General features: G+C 65.7%; 8 protein-coding genes. 3 read left to right on the top strand and 5 right to left on the bottom strand.

Translation table 11 applies throughout. The annotated features are described in order from the left end of the window. Positions 1-25: 25 nt before the first annotated feature. Positions 26-9,079 (bottom strand): YDG domain-containing protein, encoded by a 9,054-nt coding sequence (locus BLT40_RS12860; RefSeq protein ID WP_090353953.1) that lies wholly within the window; start codon positions 9,077-9,079, stop codon positions 26-28. A 188-nt stretch (positions 9,080-9,267) separates the two neighbouring features. Then, entirely contained in the window at positions 9,268-10,200 is a 933-nt protein-coding gene (locus BLT40_RS12855; protein WP_090353649.1) for a LysR family transcriptional regulator, read from the bottom strand. Between the two features lie 151 nt (positions 10,201-10,351). Here BLT40_RS12855 and BLT40_RS12850 point away from each other — a divergent pair, with 151 nt between their 5' ends. After that, positions 10,352-11,215, top strand: a complete 864-nt coding sequence (locus BLT40_RS12850) for an NmrA family NAD(P)-binding protein (protein WP_090353646.1) — start codon at positions 10,352-10,354, stop codon at positions 11,213-11,215. Positions 11,216-11,219: 4 nt separating this feature from the next. Here the strand turns inward: BLT40_RS12850 and BLT40_RS12845 are convergent, their stop codons facing one another. The 3 genes from BLT40_RS12845 to BLT40_RS12835 all read right to left on the bottom strand — a co-directional run bounded on the left by BLT40_RS12845 (position 11,220) and on the right by BLT40_RS12835 (position 14,791). Beyond that, positions 11,220-12,203, bottom strand: coding sequence for a copper resistance protein B (locus tag BLT40_RS12845; RefSeq protein WP_176809168.1), 984 nt, complete (start codon positions 12,201-12,203; stop codon positions 11,220-11,222). Continuing rightward, positions 12,200-13,888 (bottom strand): copper resistance system multicopper oxidase, encoded by a 1,689-nt coding sequence (locus tag BLT40_RS12840; protein ID WP_090353644.1) that lies wholly within the window; start codon positions 13,886-13,888, stop codon positions 12,200-12,202. The genes BLT40_RS12845 and BLT40_RS12840 overlap by 4 nt, the downstream gene beginning before the upstream one ends. A 90-nt stretch (positions 13,889-13,978) precedes the next feature. After that, entirely contained in the window at positions 13,979-14,791 is an 813-nt protein-coding gene (locus BLT40_RS12835; RefSeq protein WP_176809167.1) for a fimbrial protein, read from the bottom strand. 282 nt (positions 14,792-15,073) lie between these two features. On the opposite strand from BLT40_RS12835, the gene ligD reads away from it, so the two are divergent. Together ligD and BLT40_RS12825 are read left to right on the top strand one after the other, a co-directional pair. Continuing rightward, entirely contained in the window at positions 15,074-17,638 is a 2,565-nt protein-coding gene (gene ligD / locus BLT40_RS12830) for a DNA ligase D (RefSeq protein ID WP_090353638.1), read from the top strand. A gap of 47 nt (positions 17,639-17,685) precedes the next feature. After that, on the top strand, positions 17,686-18,582 hold the full coding sequence (locus BLT40_RS12825; RefSeq protein ID WP_090353635.1) for an acyltransferase: 897 nt from the start codon (positions 17,686-17,688) through the stop codon (positions 18,580-18,582). Positions 18,583-18,611: the final 29 nt, after the last annotated feature.

Genomic DNA, 18,611 nt, shown 5'->3' with positions numbered 1-18,611 from the left:
AGGTCGGAGGCGGCGGAGCGACGCATCAATGCATCGCATCCGCCGGCGCGCGTACGCCGCCCTCGACCACCTGCAGGGAGAGGCCCGGCACGAAGTCCGCGCGCTGCGCGTTCTTCTCCACCGGCTGGCGCGTCTTCTTGTGGTTGCCGCTGTACTGACCCACGGTGACGTTGGAGGCGACACCGTAAGGCGTAGCGATCGCGTCCGGATTGAGCACCGCATCGATCTGCGTCAGCGCGGTAGCCGAGGCACCCTGCGACGAGTTCTGGTTGATGTTCGCCACCGTGTCGGCCGTCGTGTTGAACGCGTAGTTGCCCGCATCCACGCCGGTCGCGCCGATATCGCTGACCGACACCGGCTTGCGCAGACCGACCGCCGGATCGGCGAAGAGCGCGCTTCCCGCGATGAAGTTCACCACGTCACCCGGCAGGATGCCGCTGGTACCGAGCAACGCGCGGTCGGTGCTGTTGCCATCGAAGTACTTGTCGGTACCGACCGCGGTGACGACGACGGAACGCTTCGTGATGCTGGCCGTGGTCTGCGGGTTGAAGGTCAGCGCGTAGTTCGATGCGTCGTCGCCGGCGATACCGCCGGTCACGTTCACCGTCTTGCCGTTGCCCGCGTTCTTGTCGACGAAGCTCCCCGAGGTCGAGAGGCCGACCTGGTCACCGGCCAGCACGCCGGTGAGCGTCCCATGCGTCACCGCGCCGGTGCCGCCGTCATAGACCTTGTCGTCGGCAGCGATGCCGGCGGTGATGCCCAGCGGCGTGACCGTCGCCACATCGCGGCCACCGGCCAGCGTGTAGTTGTCGGCGAGCGTCGTGCCGTTGCCCGTCAAGGCGAGCGTGCCCAGCCCGGACAGTGCACGCTGGGTCGCGACGTTTTTGCTGGCCAGCACGCCGGCGCCGGAGAGCGTCAGCGACTCGCCCGCGATACCGGCGATCACGCCCTGGTTGCCGAACATCGCGGCGCCGGCGATGGCCGTCGCGTCGTAGACGCGGGTACCGGTCAGATCGAGCACGACCTTGCCGATGTCGGCGGTGGTCGTGGCGTTGCTGCTCAGCGTGTAGTTGCCCGCATCGGCACCCGTGAGGGTACCGGCGACGTTCACCGTCCTGGCCGTGCCCGCGTTCTTGTCGACGAAGTCGCCGCGGGAGGCGATACCGAGGTCGTCGCCGGCGAGTACACCGGTCAGCGCGCCCTGCGTCTGCGCCGTGGTGGTCCCGTCGTAGGTCTTGTCGTGAGCCCCGATCGTGCCGAGCACGATCAAGGGCGTAATGTCGCCGGTGGTCAGCGCCGTCGCGTTATACGTGTAGTTGGCGGCATCGGTACCGGAGGCCGAGATGCCGGTGACGGTAACCGTCTTGCCGGTGCCGACGTTCTTCGTGTCATAGAGCGCGCCGGTGCCGTTGAAGACCACCTGATCGCCACCGATGACGCCCGTGGACGACAGCGCGGCGGTGGCCAGCGTATTCGCGTCGTAGACCTTCGTGGCGCCCTGCGCGTCGACGGTGATCTGCTTCGGCGTGATGGTCGCCCAGTGCGAACCACCGACCAGCGTGTAGTTGGTCGACAGCGCGCTGCCGTTGCCCTGCAGGCCGAGCGTACCCAGCGACACGAGGCCCTTCCCGGTCCCGACATTTTTGTCGGCGACCGAACCCGCGCCCGAGAGCGTAAGGGTGTCGCCGTTGATGCCGTCCACCTGGAAGTCGCCGGCGAACGCGCTGGCGGCGATGGCGGTCGAGCCGTCGTAGACACGCTCGCCGTGCAGATCGATGACATACGGCGTGACCGTCGCGAGCGTCGTCGAGCTCGTATTCCAGATGTAGTTGCCCGCGTCGGCGCCGCCGGCGGCGATACCGCTGGTGGTCACGGTCTTGCCGGTACGCGCGTTGGCGTCGTCGAAGCTGGCCCCACTGCTGGAGAAGGTGACGACGTCGCTGCCGAGCACGCCACTGGCGGAGAGTGCGCTCGAGGCGCCCGTGTTGCCGTCGTAAACCTTGTCGCTCGCGACCGTGCTTACGATGACGCTGGCCCTGGCGATCGATGCCGTCGTCGTACTGTTGGCGGTGACGACATAGTTGTTCAGATCGTTGCCGGCCAGTACGCCCGATACGGTCACCGTCTTGTCAGCGCCAGCGTTCTTGTCCGCAAAGCTGCCGGTGGTCGAGCTGTACGACAGGCTGTCGCCGGAAATGACGCCGGTGAGCGTACCGTGCGTGGTCGCGTTCGTCGTGGTGTCGTAGGTGCGGCTGTCGGCGACGATGCTGCCCGTGATGTTCTTCGGGCTGATCCTGGCGATGGCGGATGCCGTGGTGTTCACGGTGTAGTTGCCTGCATCGGCTCCCGACGCACCGATCCCCGTCACGGCGATCGACTTGTTCGCGCCGCCGTTCTTGTCGCTGAACAGCGCACCCGTGTAACCGAGGCTCAGATCGTCGCCGCTGAAGATGTGATCCCCCGCCAGTGACACCGACGCGGTGCGCGAGGCATCGTAGACCTTGTCGACGCCCGTTGCCGTCACGGTCAGCGCATACGGCGTGATGACGAAGCGATCCACACCACCGGCGAGCGAGTAGTTGCCCGCGCTCGCCGTATCGATGCCCGTCAGCGCGAGGCTGCCCAGCCCCAGATTACCCGTGCCGTCGGCCGCCCGGTTGTAGGTGCCGACGTTCTTCGAGCTGGTCGTGCCGGCGCCGCTGAGGCTCAGCTTCTCGCCGTTCACACCGTTGACCACGCCATTGGTACCGAAGAGACTCGCCGCCACCGACGCCGTCTGGTCGTAGGCACGCGTGCCCGTCAGGCTGATGATGTAAGGCGTGACGTTCGCATGCGTCGTGGCCGCCGTATTGCTGAGCGTGTAGTTGGCAGCGTCGGCGCCGCTTGCGGTGATGCCGGTGAGTGACACCAGCTTGCCGTCGCCCACGTCCCTGGTATCGAAGGTGTTGGTCGACGCGCTGAACGTCACCTTGTCGCCCGGTGCCAGGCCAGCGCTGCCGAGCGTGGCGCCCGACGCCGTGGTGCCGTCATAGACCTTGTTCACGCCGGTGGCGGCCACCGCGATCGCCTTGGCCGTGATGTCGGCGCGGACATCCGTGGGCTGGACGATCGTATAATTGCCCTTGTCGGCGCCGTCGATGCCGATGGCCGTGGTCACGACCTTGTTGGTGCCGACGTTCTTCGTATCGAACGTACCGACCGCCGTGTTGGTCATCGTGACGACATCGGCACCCAGTACGCCTTCCAGGACGGAGCCGTGCAGCGCCGCATCTCGGGTGCCGTCATAGGTCCTGCTGTCCGCGAACGTACCGGTAACTCTCAGTGTCGCCTTGTTGACGATGTAGTTATACGTGCCGCCGGTCAGCGTGTAGTTCGATGCCAGGTAGGCGCCATTGTTGCCGAGCGTGAGGCCACTCGCATCGAAGCCGGCGCCGTTCTTGTAGGTGCCCACGTTCTTGCTGCTCAGAGTACCTGCGCCACCCAACACCAGCGATTCGCCGGAGACGAGGTTGCCGAGGCTCAGCGTACCGGCTGACGCGGCCGTCGTGGTGTCATAGGTCCGCGAACCGGACAGGTTCAGCACGCGCGGAGTGATGTTGGCCGTGGCCGTCGCGCTGCTGTTGCTCAGCGTGTAGTTGCCGGCGTCTCCGCCGCCCTTGGTGATGCCGTTGACCGTGACGGTACGGCCGTCCTGGACATCCTTGCCGTCGAAGTTGCTCGAGGTGCTGGCGAACGTGACCGTGTCACCCACGACCACCCCGGCGGACGCCAGCGCCGTGGTCGCTGCCGTCGTACCGTCGTACTGCTTGTTCTGCGCGGTGGCCGTGGCGGTGATGGCCTTCGCCGAGATCGTCGCCGAGATATCCGTCGGCTGAATCACGACGTAGTTGGTCGCGTCGTTGCCGGTCACCTGCATCGACGTCGTGACGCCACGCGTGCCGACATTCTTGCTGGCGAACGTACCGGTGGCCGTGGTCGCCCCATCGAGTGTCACGGCATCGCTGCCGAGCACACCCTGGAGCGTCGCACCGCTCAACTGCGCGACGGTGTTGCCGTCGTAGACCTTGTCCGCGGCCGTCGTGTTGATCACGGTAAGCGACGCGGGCGTAATGGTCACCCAGTCGATACCGCCGGCGAGCGTGTAATTGCCGACCGTGCTGCCGCCGCTGGCACCCAGGGTCAGTGTGCCGAAGTCCGCGAAGGCACGCTTCGAGCCGACATTCTTGGTCACCAGGTTACCGGAGCCGGTCAGCGTCAGCTTCTCGCCGTTGACACCGGCGACCGTGCCGCCGGAGGTGAACAGGGAAGCGTCCGCGCCGACGGTCGCGTCGTAGACCCGCGTGCTCATCAGGTTGATGATGAACGGCGTGATGGTGCCGAGCGTGCCGGTGGCCGCGGTCGGCAGCGAGTAGTTTGCGAGATTGGTACCGCTGTCGGCGACGAAGTCGGAAACCGACAACGTGGATTTCAGACCGATGTGGCTGCCAGCGTTCACCGTGACGTAATTCGCGGTGGATGACTGCGGGATGGTGGCGCCCTGGCCGGTGACGAAGCCGTCGAGCGTGTAATCGCTCGCCAGCAGGGTCACGGAGTCCGATCCATCGTACGGCTTGGTCGGATTGCCGGTGATGGACGCCGTCACGGCGCGCCTGGCGATATCGGCGGTGAGACCGGCGAACTGGTCGATACGGTAGTTCGACGCACGACTGCCGCTCAGGCCGAGGCCCGTCACGGTCACCGCCTGACCGGTGATCGCGTTCGCGGAGCGAACGGTGCCGGTGGCAACGGTGGCGTCGAGCGCGACATTGCCCTGATCGCTGGAGAACACGCCGCCGAGGACGGCGCCGCTCGAGTTCAGGCCGATCGTGGTGTTGCCGTCGTAGGTCTTGTTGATCGCCGTGATGCCGGTGAGCGTCAGGGTGTACGGATTGATCGTTGCGGTCAGGCCCGTGAGGGGCTGCAGCGCGTAGTTACCGGCGTCGCTGCCCGAGATCGAGAAGCCGAGCGGCGTCACGGCCTTGCCGGTACCCGCGTCCGCGGTGGCGAAGGTGCCGGTCGTTCCGCGAGTCAGCGTGACCGTACCGTTCCTCGCGTCGTCGGCGACCAGGCCGACAAGCGATGCGCCGGCGCTGTTGAGCGTGGCGGCGGTCGTCGTGTCGTAGGTCTTGTTCACCGCCGACACCCCGAGGATGTACAGCGGCGCCGCCGTGATCGAACCCGGACCGGTAGCGGTCAGATCGAGCGTGTAGTTGGACAGGTCGGTGCCGCTGTTGGCCAGGTACGACGTGGTCGCCATCTGGGCCGTGATGGTCTTGCCGGTGCCGACGTTGCGGTTGTCGAAGTCGACGAACTTCGAAGGAACGATCTGCGCGCCCTCACCGTTGGCGAAACCGGAGATCGCGTAGTCGTCCGCCGTGAGCGAGATATACGTGGTGCCGTTGTACACCTTCGTCGGCGTATTGACGATCGCGGCGGTAAGCAATGCCGGCGTGATCTCGCCCGTGCCGTAGGCGGCGGTGGGCAGCGGCGTGTAGTTGGAAAGGTCGGTGCCACCGTAGGGCGTGTAGTCGGAGTCGGTGAGCGAGACGCTGACCGGCTGCCTGCCGACGTTCTTGCTCGCGTATGTGCCCGTGGTCTTGGTGATGTAGACACCCTCGCCCGGCACGAATGCCTTGGCAGGGTCATTGACGGTGATCGTGTAGTCGCCGCCGCTGGTCGGGCTGCCCGCGATGAGCGTCGCCAGCAGGCTGCCGTCGTAGGCACGGGTCGGGTTGCCGCTGATCACCACCGACAGCGCGCCGAGGTCGCGCTGGGTGATCGTGCCGTAGCCACTGATGCTGGTGGGCAGGACGTAGTTGGAGAGCAGCGTGCTCCCGGTCGCCACGAAGTTGTTCGTGCCGACGGCCGCGGTGACGTCACGCGTGCCCACGTCCTTGTCGCTATACGTACCGACGGTCTGATTGACCGTGGCGCCCTCGCCGGCGATGAAACCGTACACCTGATAGTTGCTGGCGTTGAGCGTGGCGGCGGTCGTACCGTCGTACTGACGCGACGGGTTGCCGACGATGGTCCAGGTGAGCGGCGCCTTGGCGATCGTGCCCGCACCCACGATGTCGCTGGTGAAGCTGTAGTTCGACAGTGACGCGCCGTTGCCCAGCGTGAAGTCGGAACCTTCCAGGTGCGCCGTGACGGTACGCGAGCCCGCGTTGGCACTGTCGTAGGAAGCGGACGAAGCCTGCTTCACCGTCGCCGTTTCGCCGCCCTGCAGGCCGACGATCTGCACGTTGCCTTCCACCAGATTCGCCGTCGTGGTGCCGTTGTAGAGGCGTGTCGGGTTGCCGATGATGCTCAGGTCGAGGTGGCGCTGGGCGATATTGGCGGAAAGACCGGTCGGCTGGGTCAGTGTGTAGTTGCCCAGACCGTTGCCCGCCAGCGAAAAGCCGCTCGCCGACACAGCGATGCCCGTGCCGACATTCTTGCTGGCGAAGGTACCCGTGCCGCCCGTGGTCACCAGCGAGACCGTGGCCGCGTCGGAACCGACGACGCCGACCAGCTGGGGATTCTGCAACAGCAGAGCCGCCGCCGTGGTGGCGTCGTAGTCCTTGCTCACGGCGGACACGCCGTTGATGGTCAACGCCCTGGGCGTGATCGACGCGGTGATGTCCGACTGCAGTACCAGGTCGTAATTGGACGCCTTGCTGCCGACCAGCTGGAAGCCGGTCGCGGTGACCGACTTGCCGTTGCCGGCATTGGCGTTCGCGAACAGGCCGGCGCCGGCGCTCGTGTCGAGCGTCGCGTCCGCCGTGTCGCCCGAGATCACGCCGAAGATGGAGGCGCGCGACTTATCCAGTGTGTCGACCGCGCTGCCGTCGTAGATCTTGTCGGTACCGATCAGGCCCGAGAGCTGAACCTTGGCCTTGTTGATGGTGCCCATGCCCGTGGCGACCGTGGGCAACGCGTAGTTGGCCAGGTTGGTACCGTTGGCGGCGACGAAGTTCGATGCCACGAAGTTGGCGGTGATGTTGACCGCACCCGCACTGGCCGAATCGTATAGCACGCTGTTCGGCTGGCTGAACGTGATGCTCTCACCCGACACCAGGCCACTGGTCAGGTAGTTGGACGACGTCAGCGTCGCCGTCTGCGTCCCGTTGTACGTCTTGGTCGGGTTGTTGACGATCGCGATGCCGAGCTGCTTCGGATCGATCAGGCCGATGCTGGCCGTCTGGCCTGTCCCGGTGACGGTATAGCCGTAGACGGGGATCGCGCCGGTCGCGTCGGCGAACGTATAGGCCGACGTCGCGGAGGGGGCGGTGACGACAATGCCGCTCGCCGCGTCCTTACTCGCATACGTACCGGCCACAGCGCGCATCGTGTTGCCGTCGACGAGGCCGGTCCGGGTGAAGTTGGCGTCGGTCAGACTGGCGGCCGTGGTGCCGTCGTACGCTTTCTCAACCGTACCGGTCAGCGCCGTGATCGCGACCGTCGGCGCGAGCTGGTAGAGGAAACCGTTGCCGGTGCCCTGGGGCGTCGCGCCCGCCCCGGCGTTGTACTGGATGAACTGCGGGGTGAGGCCGCCGCGCGTGTCGCTCGTCGGGCTCGCCGAATACACCAGCCACTTGCCGGAAGCGGACGACAACGCACTGGCACCCGCGTTGTTGATGAACTGGTTCGCCGCGGTCAGCGTGACGCCGGTGCCGCCTGCGATCGTGCCCGCCGTGCCCAGCGTGATGTTGCCGTTGCCACCGTTGCCGTTGGCCTTGATCACGACGCCACCCGCGCCGGTGATCGCGCTGTTGACATTGACCGCCCGGTAGGCGTCGAGGGTAAGCGTGGCGCTGGCGTTGGTCCAGGCGATCGGCGCGTTGACGGTGATGTCGCCCGAGCCGGAGGCGTTCGTCACGCCCTGGCCGCTGGCGCCGGTGGCTGTCGTCTGCTCGGTGACGCTGGTGCCGCCGTTGAGCGTGGTGGAGATCGTATTCGCGGCGGTCGCGTCGATGGTCAGGTCATAGGGATCGACCAGCCACGTGCCCGACTTGCCCTTCGGCGCACTGGCGGTGATGGCCGCCGCACCGATGTGCGCGTAAGCGCCGGAGGTCTCGATCGTACCGCCATCGCCACCGTTCGGCGCGCTGGCGTCGAGCGCGCCTTCCACGTTGACGTGGCCGGCTTTCATGCCACCCAGCAGAACGATCTGACCGTTGTGGTTTTCGACGGTCTGCGCGCGCACGACGCCCGTGTTGTTCACGGTGCTGGCCAGCAGCGAGTCCGCCGCGCCCGCCGTCATGAAGACGCGACCGCCGTCGGCCTGCACCAGCTGACGGTTCTCGACCAGGTTGTCGAGCGTGCTGCGATCCACCTGCAGATGCATCAGGCGGCTGCCGTCGAAGGTCAGCGTGATGGCGCTGCCGCCGCCCATCGCCACCGTACCCAGCTGAGCCGAGACCGTGCCCTGGTTGGATACGCTGTTGCCGAGCAGCGCGATGTAACCACCGCTGGCGGCGCGCAGGCTGCCCTTGTTGACGACGCTGCCCTTACCGTTGCCGCTGAAGGTGCGGGTGCCGGACGTGAGCGCGTCATCGGAGGTGTCCAGCGTGGACGCCACCAGGCCACCCACGTTGACCTGCGCACCTTCACCGAACAACACGCCGTTCGGATTGATGAGCCAGACCTGTCCGTTGGCGTTGAGGTGACCGTAGATATCCGACGCCTTGTTACCGAGGATCCGGTTCACGGCGATGGCGTCGCTGCCCGGCTGGACGAAGTTGACCGTTTCGTTGGCGCCGATATCGAAGGTCTGCCAGTTCAGCGACAGGCGCTGGGTGGTCTGGTTGATCGTCGTGGTCGTGCCGTCCTGATGAATCGTGCCGATGCCGGCCGACACCTGTCCGCCCGTCTGCCCCGCCTGCGCGGCGCCGGTGGCGCTCAGTGCGAGCGACACCGCCACGGCGATGGTCGCGAGGCGCGGTGCGCGCGAAAGGCTGCCGCCTGCGACGGCGGGGCGGCTGTTGCGGGCGAGTTCGCTGGCGGCGACCCACTGGCAGGTGGCGACGTTCCAGCACAGACGATAGATACGGTTCATTCGGGCGGTCTTCCTTAGAGCGCATGCAAACGCAGGGGCGCACCCGGCATCGGAACCGAGTGGAAAAGACAGCTATCGGGAAGCCCCCCTGAGGACTTAGCGCGGCGACGACGTACGTGGCCTGCGCTTTTTCGGCATATTAAACGAGGCGATGCCGCCTTGTCTCGGGCGGGTTGTGAAATGCCGATTTAGTGCTCGTTTCGTCCGGGTAGAATATCGTTATTCGTGACGAGGGACACACAAAAGTCCACGAATGCCCTGACCTTTGGCGGTGCGTGTCGGCGCGAGGGGTAGAAGGCATAAAGAGGGAAGGTTTCGCCGTTCCACTCGGGAAACAGTTCGACGAGCCGGCCGTCGGCCAGGGCGCTCTGGACACTGGCGGCGAGTACCTGCGCCACACCCGCGCCGGCCAGGCACACGGCGTACATCGTTCCCGAGTCGTTGACCAGCAAAGGGCCGGTCGTCTGCACGGGCACCACCTTGCCGCGCCGATGAAACTCCCACTCGAACGGGCGCCGGGTGACCGGATCTCGGAACTGGATGCAGCGGTGTGCCGCAAGCTCGGACGGGTTCGACGGCCGACCGTGCTTTTTGAGGTAGGACGGCGCGGCAACGGTCAGCACACGGGTATCGAGCAGTTTGCGCGCTACGAGTGAAGACGAGGGTGGTTCGCAGAAGCGTACGGAGACGTCGATGCCCTCGCCAATCAGGTCGCCAAGGTCGTCGCGCGTCACGATCTCAACCTCGAGACCGGGGTAGCGCGAAAGGAAGGCCTCCAGTCGCGGTGCCACGATCTGCCAGGAAAACATCGGATCGAGACTGACCCGAAGGCGTCCACGTACGGCCTGTGCATCGCCGGCGGCCGACCATGCCGCGTCCTCGATCCCCGACAGCAGGGGGCTTACGCGGTCGTAGAGACGCTCGCCTTCGTCGGTCAGGCTCACCGAGCGTGTCGTCCGGTGCAGGAGGCGCACGCCCAGGCGCGTCTCGAGCCGGCCGATGGCGCGGCTGACGCCCGAAGGCGACAGCCCGAGCGCCTCGGCGGCGCGGGCGAAATTGCCGGTCTCCACGACCGAGACCAGCACGGAAAGGTTGCCGAGAAATCGGCCATCGGTGGACATGGGGGAGCACCTTGCGGGTGAAACGCACGGTCGGAGGATGCCACGTTCACTCATGACATAACCTCATGAAAGAACTGCATACAGGTCGCTTCAGTCACGACTGGCCGCTCACTAATCTTCTCCCGGTCCCCCACGCCCCAGGAAAAAGCTCATGTACGCCATCACCGGAATCACGGGCCAGGTCGGCAGCGCGCTGGCCGATGCCTTGTTCGCCGCAGGAAGGCCGGTCCGCGCCGTCGTGCGCGATGCGAGCAAGGCGAAGCCCTTCGTCGCGCGCGGCGCGGAAGTCGCGGTCGCCGAGCTTCATGACACGGCCGCGTTGACGCGCGCCTTCAGCGGTGCCGAAGCCGTGTTCATCCTGCTCCCGCCGGTCTTCGATCCCGCGCCCGATTTCCTGACGGCCGAGGATCCGGCCATCGCGTCCATCCACGACGCGCTGCTGGCCGCCCGGCCGAAACAGGTGGTCGCACTGTCGACCATCGGTGCCGACGCGACGCAGGAGAACCTGCTGTCGCGGCTCACCCGCATGGAACGGGTGCTCGGCGGCCTGCCCGTTCCCGTCACCTTCCTGCGGGCGGGGTGGTTTCTCGAGAACGCGCGGTGGGATGTGGCCTCGGCCCGCGATGACGGCGTCATCGACAGTTTCCTGGCACCCCTGGACCGGAAGATCGCGATGGTTGCTACCAGGGATGTGGGCCAGCTGGCGGCGTCCCTGCTCGACGAACGTGGCGAAGGCCATCGCGTGGTTGAGCTGGAGGGAGCCGGGCGTGTCAGCCCGAACGACATCGCCGCGGCATTCTCCAGGGCGCTCGGACGTGACGTGCGTGCGCGTCTGGTGCCACGCGCCACGTGGGCCGCGCGATTCACCGCCGACGGCATGAGCAACCCAACGCCGCGGATGCGGATGATCGACGGGTTCAACGAGGGCTGGATCGATTTCGGCGCCGACGCTATCAAGGGGACCACCAGCCTCGACGTCGTCATGGCCGGATTGTTGTCGAAGCCGGCCGGCTGAGTGCCTAGAACCAGAGACGAACGCCGGCCACCCAGCGGCGGTCGGTGATGCGTTGACCGCGGCCCGAGGCCAGATCCGCCGTGCCGCCGGTCAGGTGCTCCCAGGCGACACCCACATACGGGGCGACGGACCGGCGGATTTCATAGCGCAGACGCAGGCCGCCGTCGACTCTGGATATGCCGGATCGAATGCCACGGGCGATGTCGTTCTTGCCGTAAGCGTTGAGCTCGATTTCCGGCTGGAGGATCAATCGCTGCGTAAGCAGCAGTTCGTACTCCACGCGAACCCGTGCAGCCGTACGACCGCCCTGGCCCGCGTACGCGGTGGCCTCGACCTCGAACCAGTACGGCGCGAGGCCCTGCATGCCGAACGCCGCCCAGTTCCGTTTCGGGCCGGCGCCGAGGTCACGCCGCACGCCAAGCTGCGTATCCCAGAACGTCGCCACGGCGTGGCTCCAGAGCACTTCCACATCACCGTCCTGCGAACGGCCGTCGCTTCGATCGCCCTCGCTCCGAACCCAGAGCTTGTCGCGATCATTGCCGTACCAGCCCTCCGCCTCCCACGATTGCCCATGACCACCCTGCCCCGCATAAGCCTCGAGGTTGTCGATCAGCAACATACCCGTGGATGACGTGTCGTCCATGTCCATCATGTGCATGTCGTGCGCCGACATCGGGGCCACGCCGTCGGACCAGTCGCCACTGCGCGCATCGGCCGGCGCCTTGCCGCCCTGCATGGGGCCCATTTCCATCCCCCCGTTAGTGCTCGTGTGGCCCATGCCCGCCATGCCGCTCATGTCGTGACCGGCGTGGTCCGGCGAGTCATGCGGGTCCGCAGGCGATGCCGCGGGTGCGGACGCGGCCGGCGGCGGATCGTCATGCATCGTCGAATGATCCATGCCCTGCATGTCTTGCATGTCCTTCATGGACTGGGCCGCGACGATACCCGGCATCATCGCCAGCGCGACCAGCGCGGCACGCCACGTCATGACACCACCACTTCGCGGAACATGCCCGCTTCCATGTGATAGAGCATGTGACAGTGAAACGCCCAGCGTCCGGGATTGTCCGCCGTCACCGCATAGCTCACCTGTTGCGCGGGCTGGATGTTGACGGTGTGTTTGCGTACCTGAAACGCGCCGTCGGGAGATTCGATCTCGCTCCACATGCCGTGCAGATGAATGGGGTGATTCATCATGGTGTCGTTGACCAGCGTCACGCGAAGACGCTCGCCCGAGCGGAAGTGCACCGGCTTCGCCTCGGAATATTTCAGGCCATCGAACGACCACATGAAGCGTTCCATGTTGCCGGTAAGGTGAAGTTCGATCGTACGCGAGGGCTCGCGCGTATCGAGCGCGCCGCCGAGGGTATGCAGGTCCGCATAGGTCAGGACGCGATGCGCACGATCGCGCAGGCCGACGCCCGGGTCGTCCAGGTTGGTGCGCGGCATGTCCACACGCATATCCACACCGGCTCCATACTCGGAACGCGCGTGGTGAGCCATGACCATGCCGCTGTCATCGGCGGCATCATCCCCCATCGAACCCATCATGTCACGCATGGCCAGCCGTGGGCGCGGATCGAGCGGCGGTACGGCGGCCGCCATACCTTCTCGCGGCGCAAGCGTGGCGCGCGCGTAGCCTGAGCGATCGATGGACTGAGCGAAGATCGTGTAGGCGCGATCGTCGCCCGGCTCCACGATAACGTCATAGGTCTCGGCCGCCGAGAGTCGCAGTTCATCCACGAGCACGGGCTCGACGTCCTGACCATCGGCTGCGATCACACGCAGGCGCAGCCCGGGAATACGCAGGTCGAAAATCGAATTGGACGAACCGTTGATGAGCCGGAGGCGCACGCGCTCGCCGGGCCGGAACAGACCCGTCCAGTTGGCCGCCGGAGTCGCTCCATTCACCAGGTACGTGTAGGTTGCGCCGGATACGTCGGCAAGGTCGCTCATATTCATGCGCATGCGATTCCACATGCTGCGCATCGACGCGGCCTCGCCCAGGCCTTTGGCGCGTGCATCCCGGAGGAAATCGGATAGCGTCGGCTGTCCGTAGTTGTAGACGTCGCTCCGGGTCCGCAGCTTCGCATAGACGCGTTCGGGATCTTCGTCGGTCCAGTCGCTGATCAGGAGAACATAGTCCCGATCGGCGACGTGACGCTCACCCTCTTGCGGCTCGATGACGATCGCGCCATACAGGCCGCTTTGTTCCTGAAATCGACTGTGCGCGTGGTACCAGTACGTACCCGACTGCCGGATCGGAAAGCGATAGGTGAAGCTGGATCCTGCCGGGACGCCGTCGAAACTGATGCCAGGCACGCCGTCCTGATCGGCGGGCACGATCAGGCCGTGCCAGTGGATCGACGACGTCGTGTCGAGATGGTTTTTCACGTGCAGGCTGACGGTCTCGCCCTCCTTCCAGCGCAAAGTCGGACCCGGAACGCCGCCGTTGACCGTTACCGCACGGCGCGCCCGGCCCGTGAAGTCCACGGAAGCTTCGCGAATCTCCAGGTCCATGGCGTTGCCGGCCAATAACGACGCCGGCGACATCGGATCCGTGGCCCAGGCTGGCCGGATCAATCCCAACCCGAGACCGACGCCCGCCGTGGTCAGCCCCTGCACGAACCGGCGGCGCGGCAGAAGGATCGAAGGGACGTCGGAACGGCGCATGTCGGTGGGCTTTTTGGCGGTCGAAACCGCAGCCTAGCGATGGCACGACCTGATCGACAACTCTGGACGTGGCTCCGGGCGGTTTCGGCCTCAGCGATAAGCCACATTGATGGTGATGTGAGCATTGGCGACACCGGGAGCGATGTCCGCGCCCGTCGTCCGGTATCGCGCCCGAAACCCCAGCTGCTGCCCTTCCGTGCGCGCAGGCAGGACCATCGGCGTCGGGTTATTGGGGAGCGCCTGGGCGTCGGGGTCGTCGCTGCGTAGCTCGATGGCGACGCCTGTCGCCGCCCCCGGGCCGCTCAGCTTGAACAGCGACGCCTCGTCGGCGTCGGGCGTGCCGGTAAAACTCATCAGCATCTGCGTGGCGTTCGTGCATCCTGTGACGACCAGCGACTGTGTCGCCCAGTGACTACTGCCTGCCAGCCTGAGATCGCGTGCGTCGACGTTACCGAGTGCGAAGACGAGGTGCCTGGAGGCGAAGGCGCAGGTCGGTCGTTGTGGCTCGATACGCGCGTCCATCAGGTCGACCCAGACCTGAGACTGGTCGTCGTACCCAGCACGTGCCAGCGTCCCGGTCGACAGGTTACCGCCCGTGGTGACCTCGCCCGTCTTGATCAGCTGAACGCGGAAGTGAGCGTTCGACAGCTGACCCTTGAAGGTCCAGGGGATGAATTCGCGCTCCGGAAGGACGCGCTCACCGTAGCTGCTGTTGAAGAAATAGACCCGGATGCCGACACCGGGCACGTTGGTTTCATAGATGTTGTCGCCCAGGGCACTGGGTGAGCCGAACAAGGCCAGGCTGCCCGTACGCGTCGGCTTGATGCATTTGAACTGGGGTGCGTTCCACGCGGCTGTGCTCTTCTCCGCGAGCACCGTACCGCGCGCGGTCCCGGCCGGCACGGATACCGTCCCGAAGGAAAGGGCCTGACCGACACCCTGCGATGGATGCGTTATGCAACGTGCCGATGCCATCCCCGGTATGACGGACGCGGCGACGGCCATGACGACGGCGAGAAAGGAGGCGCGGCAGGGGCAGGAGCACATGATCGGACTCGCTCGGAAAGGGGCCCGGCCACTCTGCCTGTCAGTAGGACGCGACCCCATACGGCGATTCTGAAAATGGGATGTCGGCGCCCTGCCCGCTCCACGGCGCATTCACCGCACGTCATCAATGATCGCGGGATGAGCCTGCACGAGTACAAGCGCAAGCGAAACTTCGGACGTACGCGCGAGCCGGCCCCCGAAGGCTCCGCTCGCGCCGGACGCGCCATCTTCGTCGTCCAGCTGCACCATGCCTCACGTCGTCACTTCGATTTTCGTCTGCAGGTAGGCGATACGCTACGCAGCTGGGCCGTGCCCAAGGGCCCAAGTTACGACCCGAAGGTGAAGCGACTCGCCGTGGAGGTGGAGGACCACCCGGTGTCGTACGCGGACTTCGAAGGCGATATCGCCGAAGGCTACGGCAAGGGTCACGTCGATCTTTTCGACCGCGGCGTATGGGCAACCCGTGGCGATGCCGAGGCGCAGCTGCACAAGGGACATCTGGTCTTCGAGTTGTTCGGCGAACGGCTCAAGGGAACCTGGCACCTGGTACGCAGCGGCAGAAAAGAACGCCAGCCCGCATGGTTCCTCATCAAGGCCGACGACGCGTATGCCGGCGATGTCGAAGCGGACGACCTGCTCGATGCGACGATGCGCGAAAGCACGCGTCGTGCCGCGAAGACCCCGGCGAAGCGCAGCGCGGCCGCCAGGGCCACGGCTCGCGACAAGGTCGTCCCGAAGGTCCGCAAGGTGTCCACGGCCGTGCTGACGAAGGCGGCGGTGGCGCTCGACGGCTCGCACAAGGCAAAGGCGTCCGGCGACTTCTTCGCTCCTCAGCTTGCGCGTCTGCGCGAGGTGCCACCGCAGGGCGACGCATGGCTGCACGAGGTCAAATGGGACGGCTATCGCATCGTCGCGACACTGCTCAAGGGAAAGGCAAGGCTGTGGTCGCGTAACGGGTTGCCATGGAACGAGCGTCTGCCCGAGATCGTGCAGGCGCTGGAAGCGCTCGGCCTGGACAGCGCACGTCTGGATGGCGAACTCATCGCGCTGGACGGCGAAGGGCGCAGCAACTTCAACGCGCTGCAGCGCACGCTGTCCGGCGAGGCACAGGCGCCGCTGGTCTACATGCTGTTCGACCTCCCCTTCATCCAGGGACACGACCTGAGTCGCGTACCGCTGATCGAGCGCAAGGCACTCCTTCAGCGCCTGCTCGCACATGCACCCGCCCACCTTGGTTTCAGCTCGCATACCGTGGGGCATGGCGACGATGTCTTCGCCATGGCGATGGAGCAGAAGCTCGAAGGCATCATCGCCAAACGTGTCGACGGCGGTTACCACGGCGGGCGCGGCGACGACTGGCAGAAGATCAAACGGCTGGAGAGCGACGAGTTCGCCGTCGTCGGATACACGCCGGCCAAGGGCTCGCGACTTGCGTTCGGATCGTTGCTTCTCGCGCGACCGAACGGAAAAGGAAGCTGGACCTACGTAGGTCGCGTGGGCACGGGTTTTACCGATGCGATGCTGCGCGACCTCGGCGACACGCTGGCCAGAGGCGGCACGAAAAAACCCGGGGTACGCATCGAGAACATCGACCCGATGCTGCGTGGCGCGTTATGGGTCCAGCCCACTGTCGTCGCCGAAGTCTATTTCCGCGGCATCGGCAACAAGACACTTCTGCGTCAGCCGAGCCTCAAGGCCCTGCGCGTCGACAAGTCCATCGGGGATCTTGGCGACAGCGATCGCACGCCAGCGAAAACCCGCACTGCCGGCAAGACGGCGAAGCGAACCGGGGCGAAGGCGCCAGCGAAAAAAATCGACTCCGACGACACGATCATCATCACCCATCCGGACCGTCTCGTCTTTCCCGCTGACAAGATCAGCAAGCAGGACGTCGTCGACTACTACAAACAGGTCATGCCATGGCTGCTGCCCGGCATCCATGACCGCCCGACCTCGACCATCCGATGTCCCGGCGGCATCGATTCGCCGTGCTTCTTTCAGAAACACATGGTGGCGGGCCTCGAGCACACGGGTCAGGCGAAGCTCAAGGAGGAGACGGGTGCGCAGGCGGTCTATCTGTATCCACGTGACGAGACGGGCGTCATGGAACTGCTGCAGTTCGGCGCCGTGGAGTTTCACCCCTGGGGCTCGCACGTCGACAGTCCCGATGTGGCGGATCGCGTCGTGTTCGACCTTGACCCGGGTGACGACGTCGCGTGGTCGCGCGTCGTGGCCGCGGCGCGGATGACGCGCGGTTTCCTTGCCGACCTCGGACTGGTGTCGTTCGTTCGCACCACAGGAGGCAAGGGCCTTCACGTCGTCGTCCCGCTGAATCCCGGCGCGGCGTGGAAAGAAGTGAAGGCTTTCGCGCGCGGGTTTGCCGAAGCGCTCGCCGCGGCGCACCCGCTGGAGTTCGTCGCGACCGCGACCAAGCGATTCCGGCAAGGCAGGATCTATGTCGATTATCTGCGCAACGGACGCGGCGCCACCGCCGTGGCGTCCTACTCGCTACGGTCGCGGGTCGGCGCTCCCGTGGCGGTTCCGCTGCGCTGGGAGGAGCTTGGCAAGGTGCGCTCAGGCGCGGCGTTCGACATCCGGTCCACGCCTAAGCGGCTGGCCCGACTGAAGAAAGACCCCTGGGAGGGAATCGATAGCGTGAAACAGAGCCTGGATTCGGTCACCCGCAAGCTGGCGGGTCAATGAGCGCGCCGACCCTGTAAACTGCGCCATCTCCACCAAGCCGGCCCTTCATGCTCGCCTCGCTTCCCGCCTTCCTGCGCATACCCCTCGCCTGCGTGCTGCTGCTCGCCAACACGGTGCTGCATGTGACGCCGTTGTTCCTGCTGACGCTGGTGCGCCTGATCCTGCCCTTGCAGGTGCTGCGCCGGGGCGTCTCGAGAATACTGGTGTGGATCGCCGAGAGCTGGCTTGGCTTCAATGGCTGGATGTTCGGTGTTTTCACTCGCACGCGCTGGCTGGTCGAGGGCGACCAGGACCTCAGTCCACGTGAGAATTATCTGGTCGTGTGCAATCACCAGAGCTGGGTCGATATTCCGGCGCTGCAGAAAGTGTTCAACCGCCGTATTCCGTTCATGCGTTTCTTCCTAAAGAGCCAGCTGATCTGGGTGCCGCTGCTCGGACCCGCCTGGTGGGCGCTCGATTTCCCGTTCATGAAGCGTCATTCACGCCAGGAGCTCGAGGCCAGGCCGGAGCTGCGCGGCAAGGATCGCGAGGCGACGCGTCGCGCGTGCGAAAAGTTCCGTCACCTGCCGGTCGCGATCATGAACTTCACCGAAGGCACGCGATTCACGCCGGCGAAGCACGACGCGCAGGGTTCGCCGTACGAGCATCTGCTGCGTCCCAAGGCGGGTGGCGTCGCGTTCGTCATCGACGCGATGGGCGATGCGATACGGCAGATTCTCGATGTGACCATCGTTTACCCCGATGGTCCGACCTCGATGATGGACATGATCGCGGGACGCATCCGCGAGATTCGCATCCACATCCGTCGCATCCCCATCCCGTCCGCCATGCGCGGCGATTACGAAGGCGATGCCGTGTTCCGCGAGCGCTTTCAGACATGGGTCAACGAGCTCTGGGCGGAGAAAGACGCGCGCATCGCATCGATGCTGACGCGGCAGGTGTAACGGCCCTGCGGCAAGTGGCGACGGAGATG

Origin of the sequence: Dyella sp. 333MFSha (assembly GCF_900102405.1) — a bacterium.
GTDB classification, from domain to species: domain Bacteria; phylum Pseudomonadota; class Gammaproteobacteria; order Xanthomonadales; family Rhodanobacteraceae; genus Luteibacter; species Luteibacter mycovicinus.
Note: the sequence above shows the minus strand (reverse complement) of the source record. Positions and strands in the feature narration are given on the sequence as shown.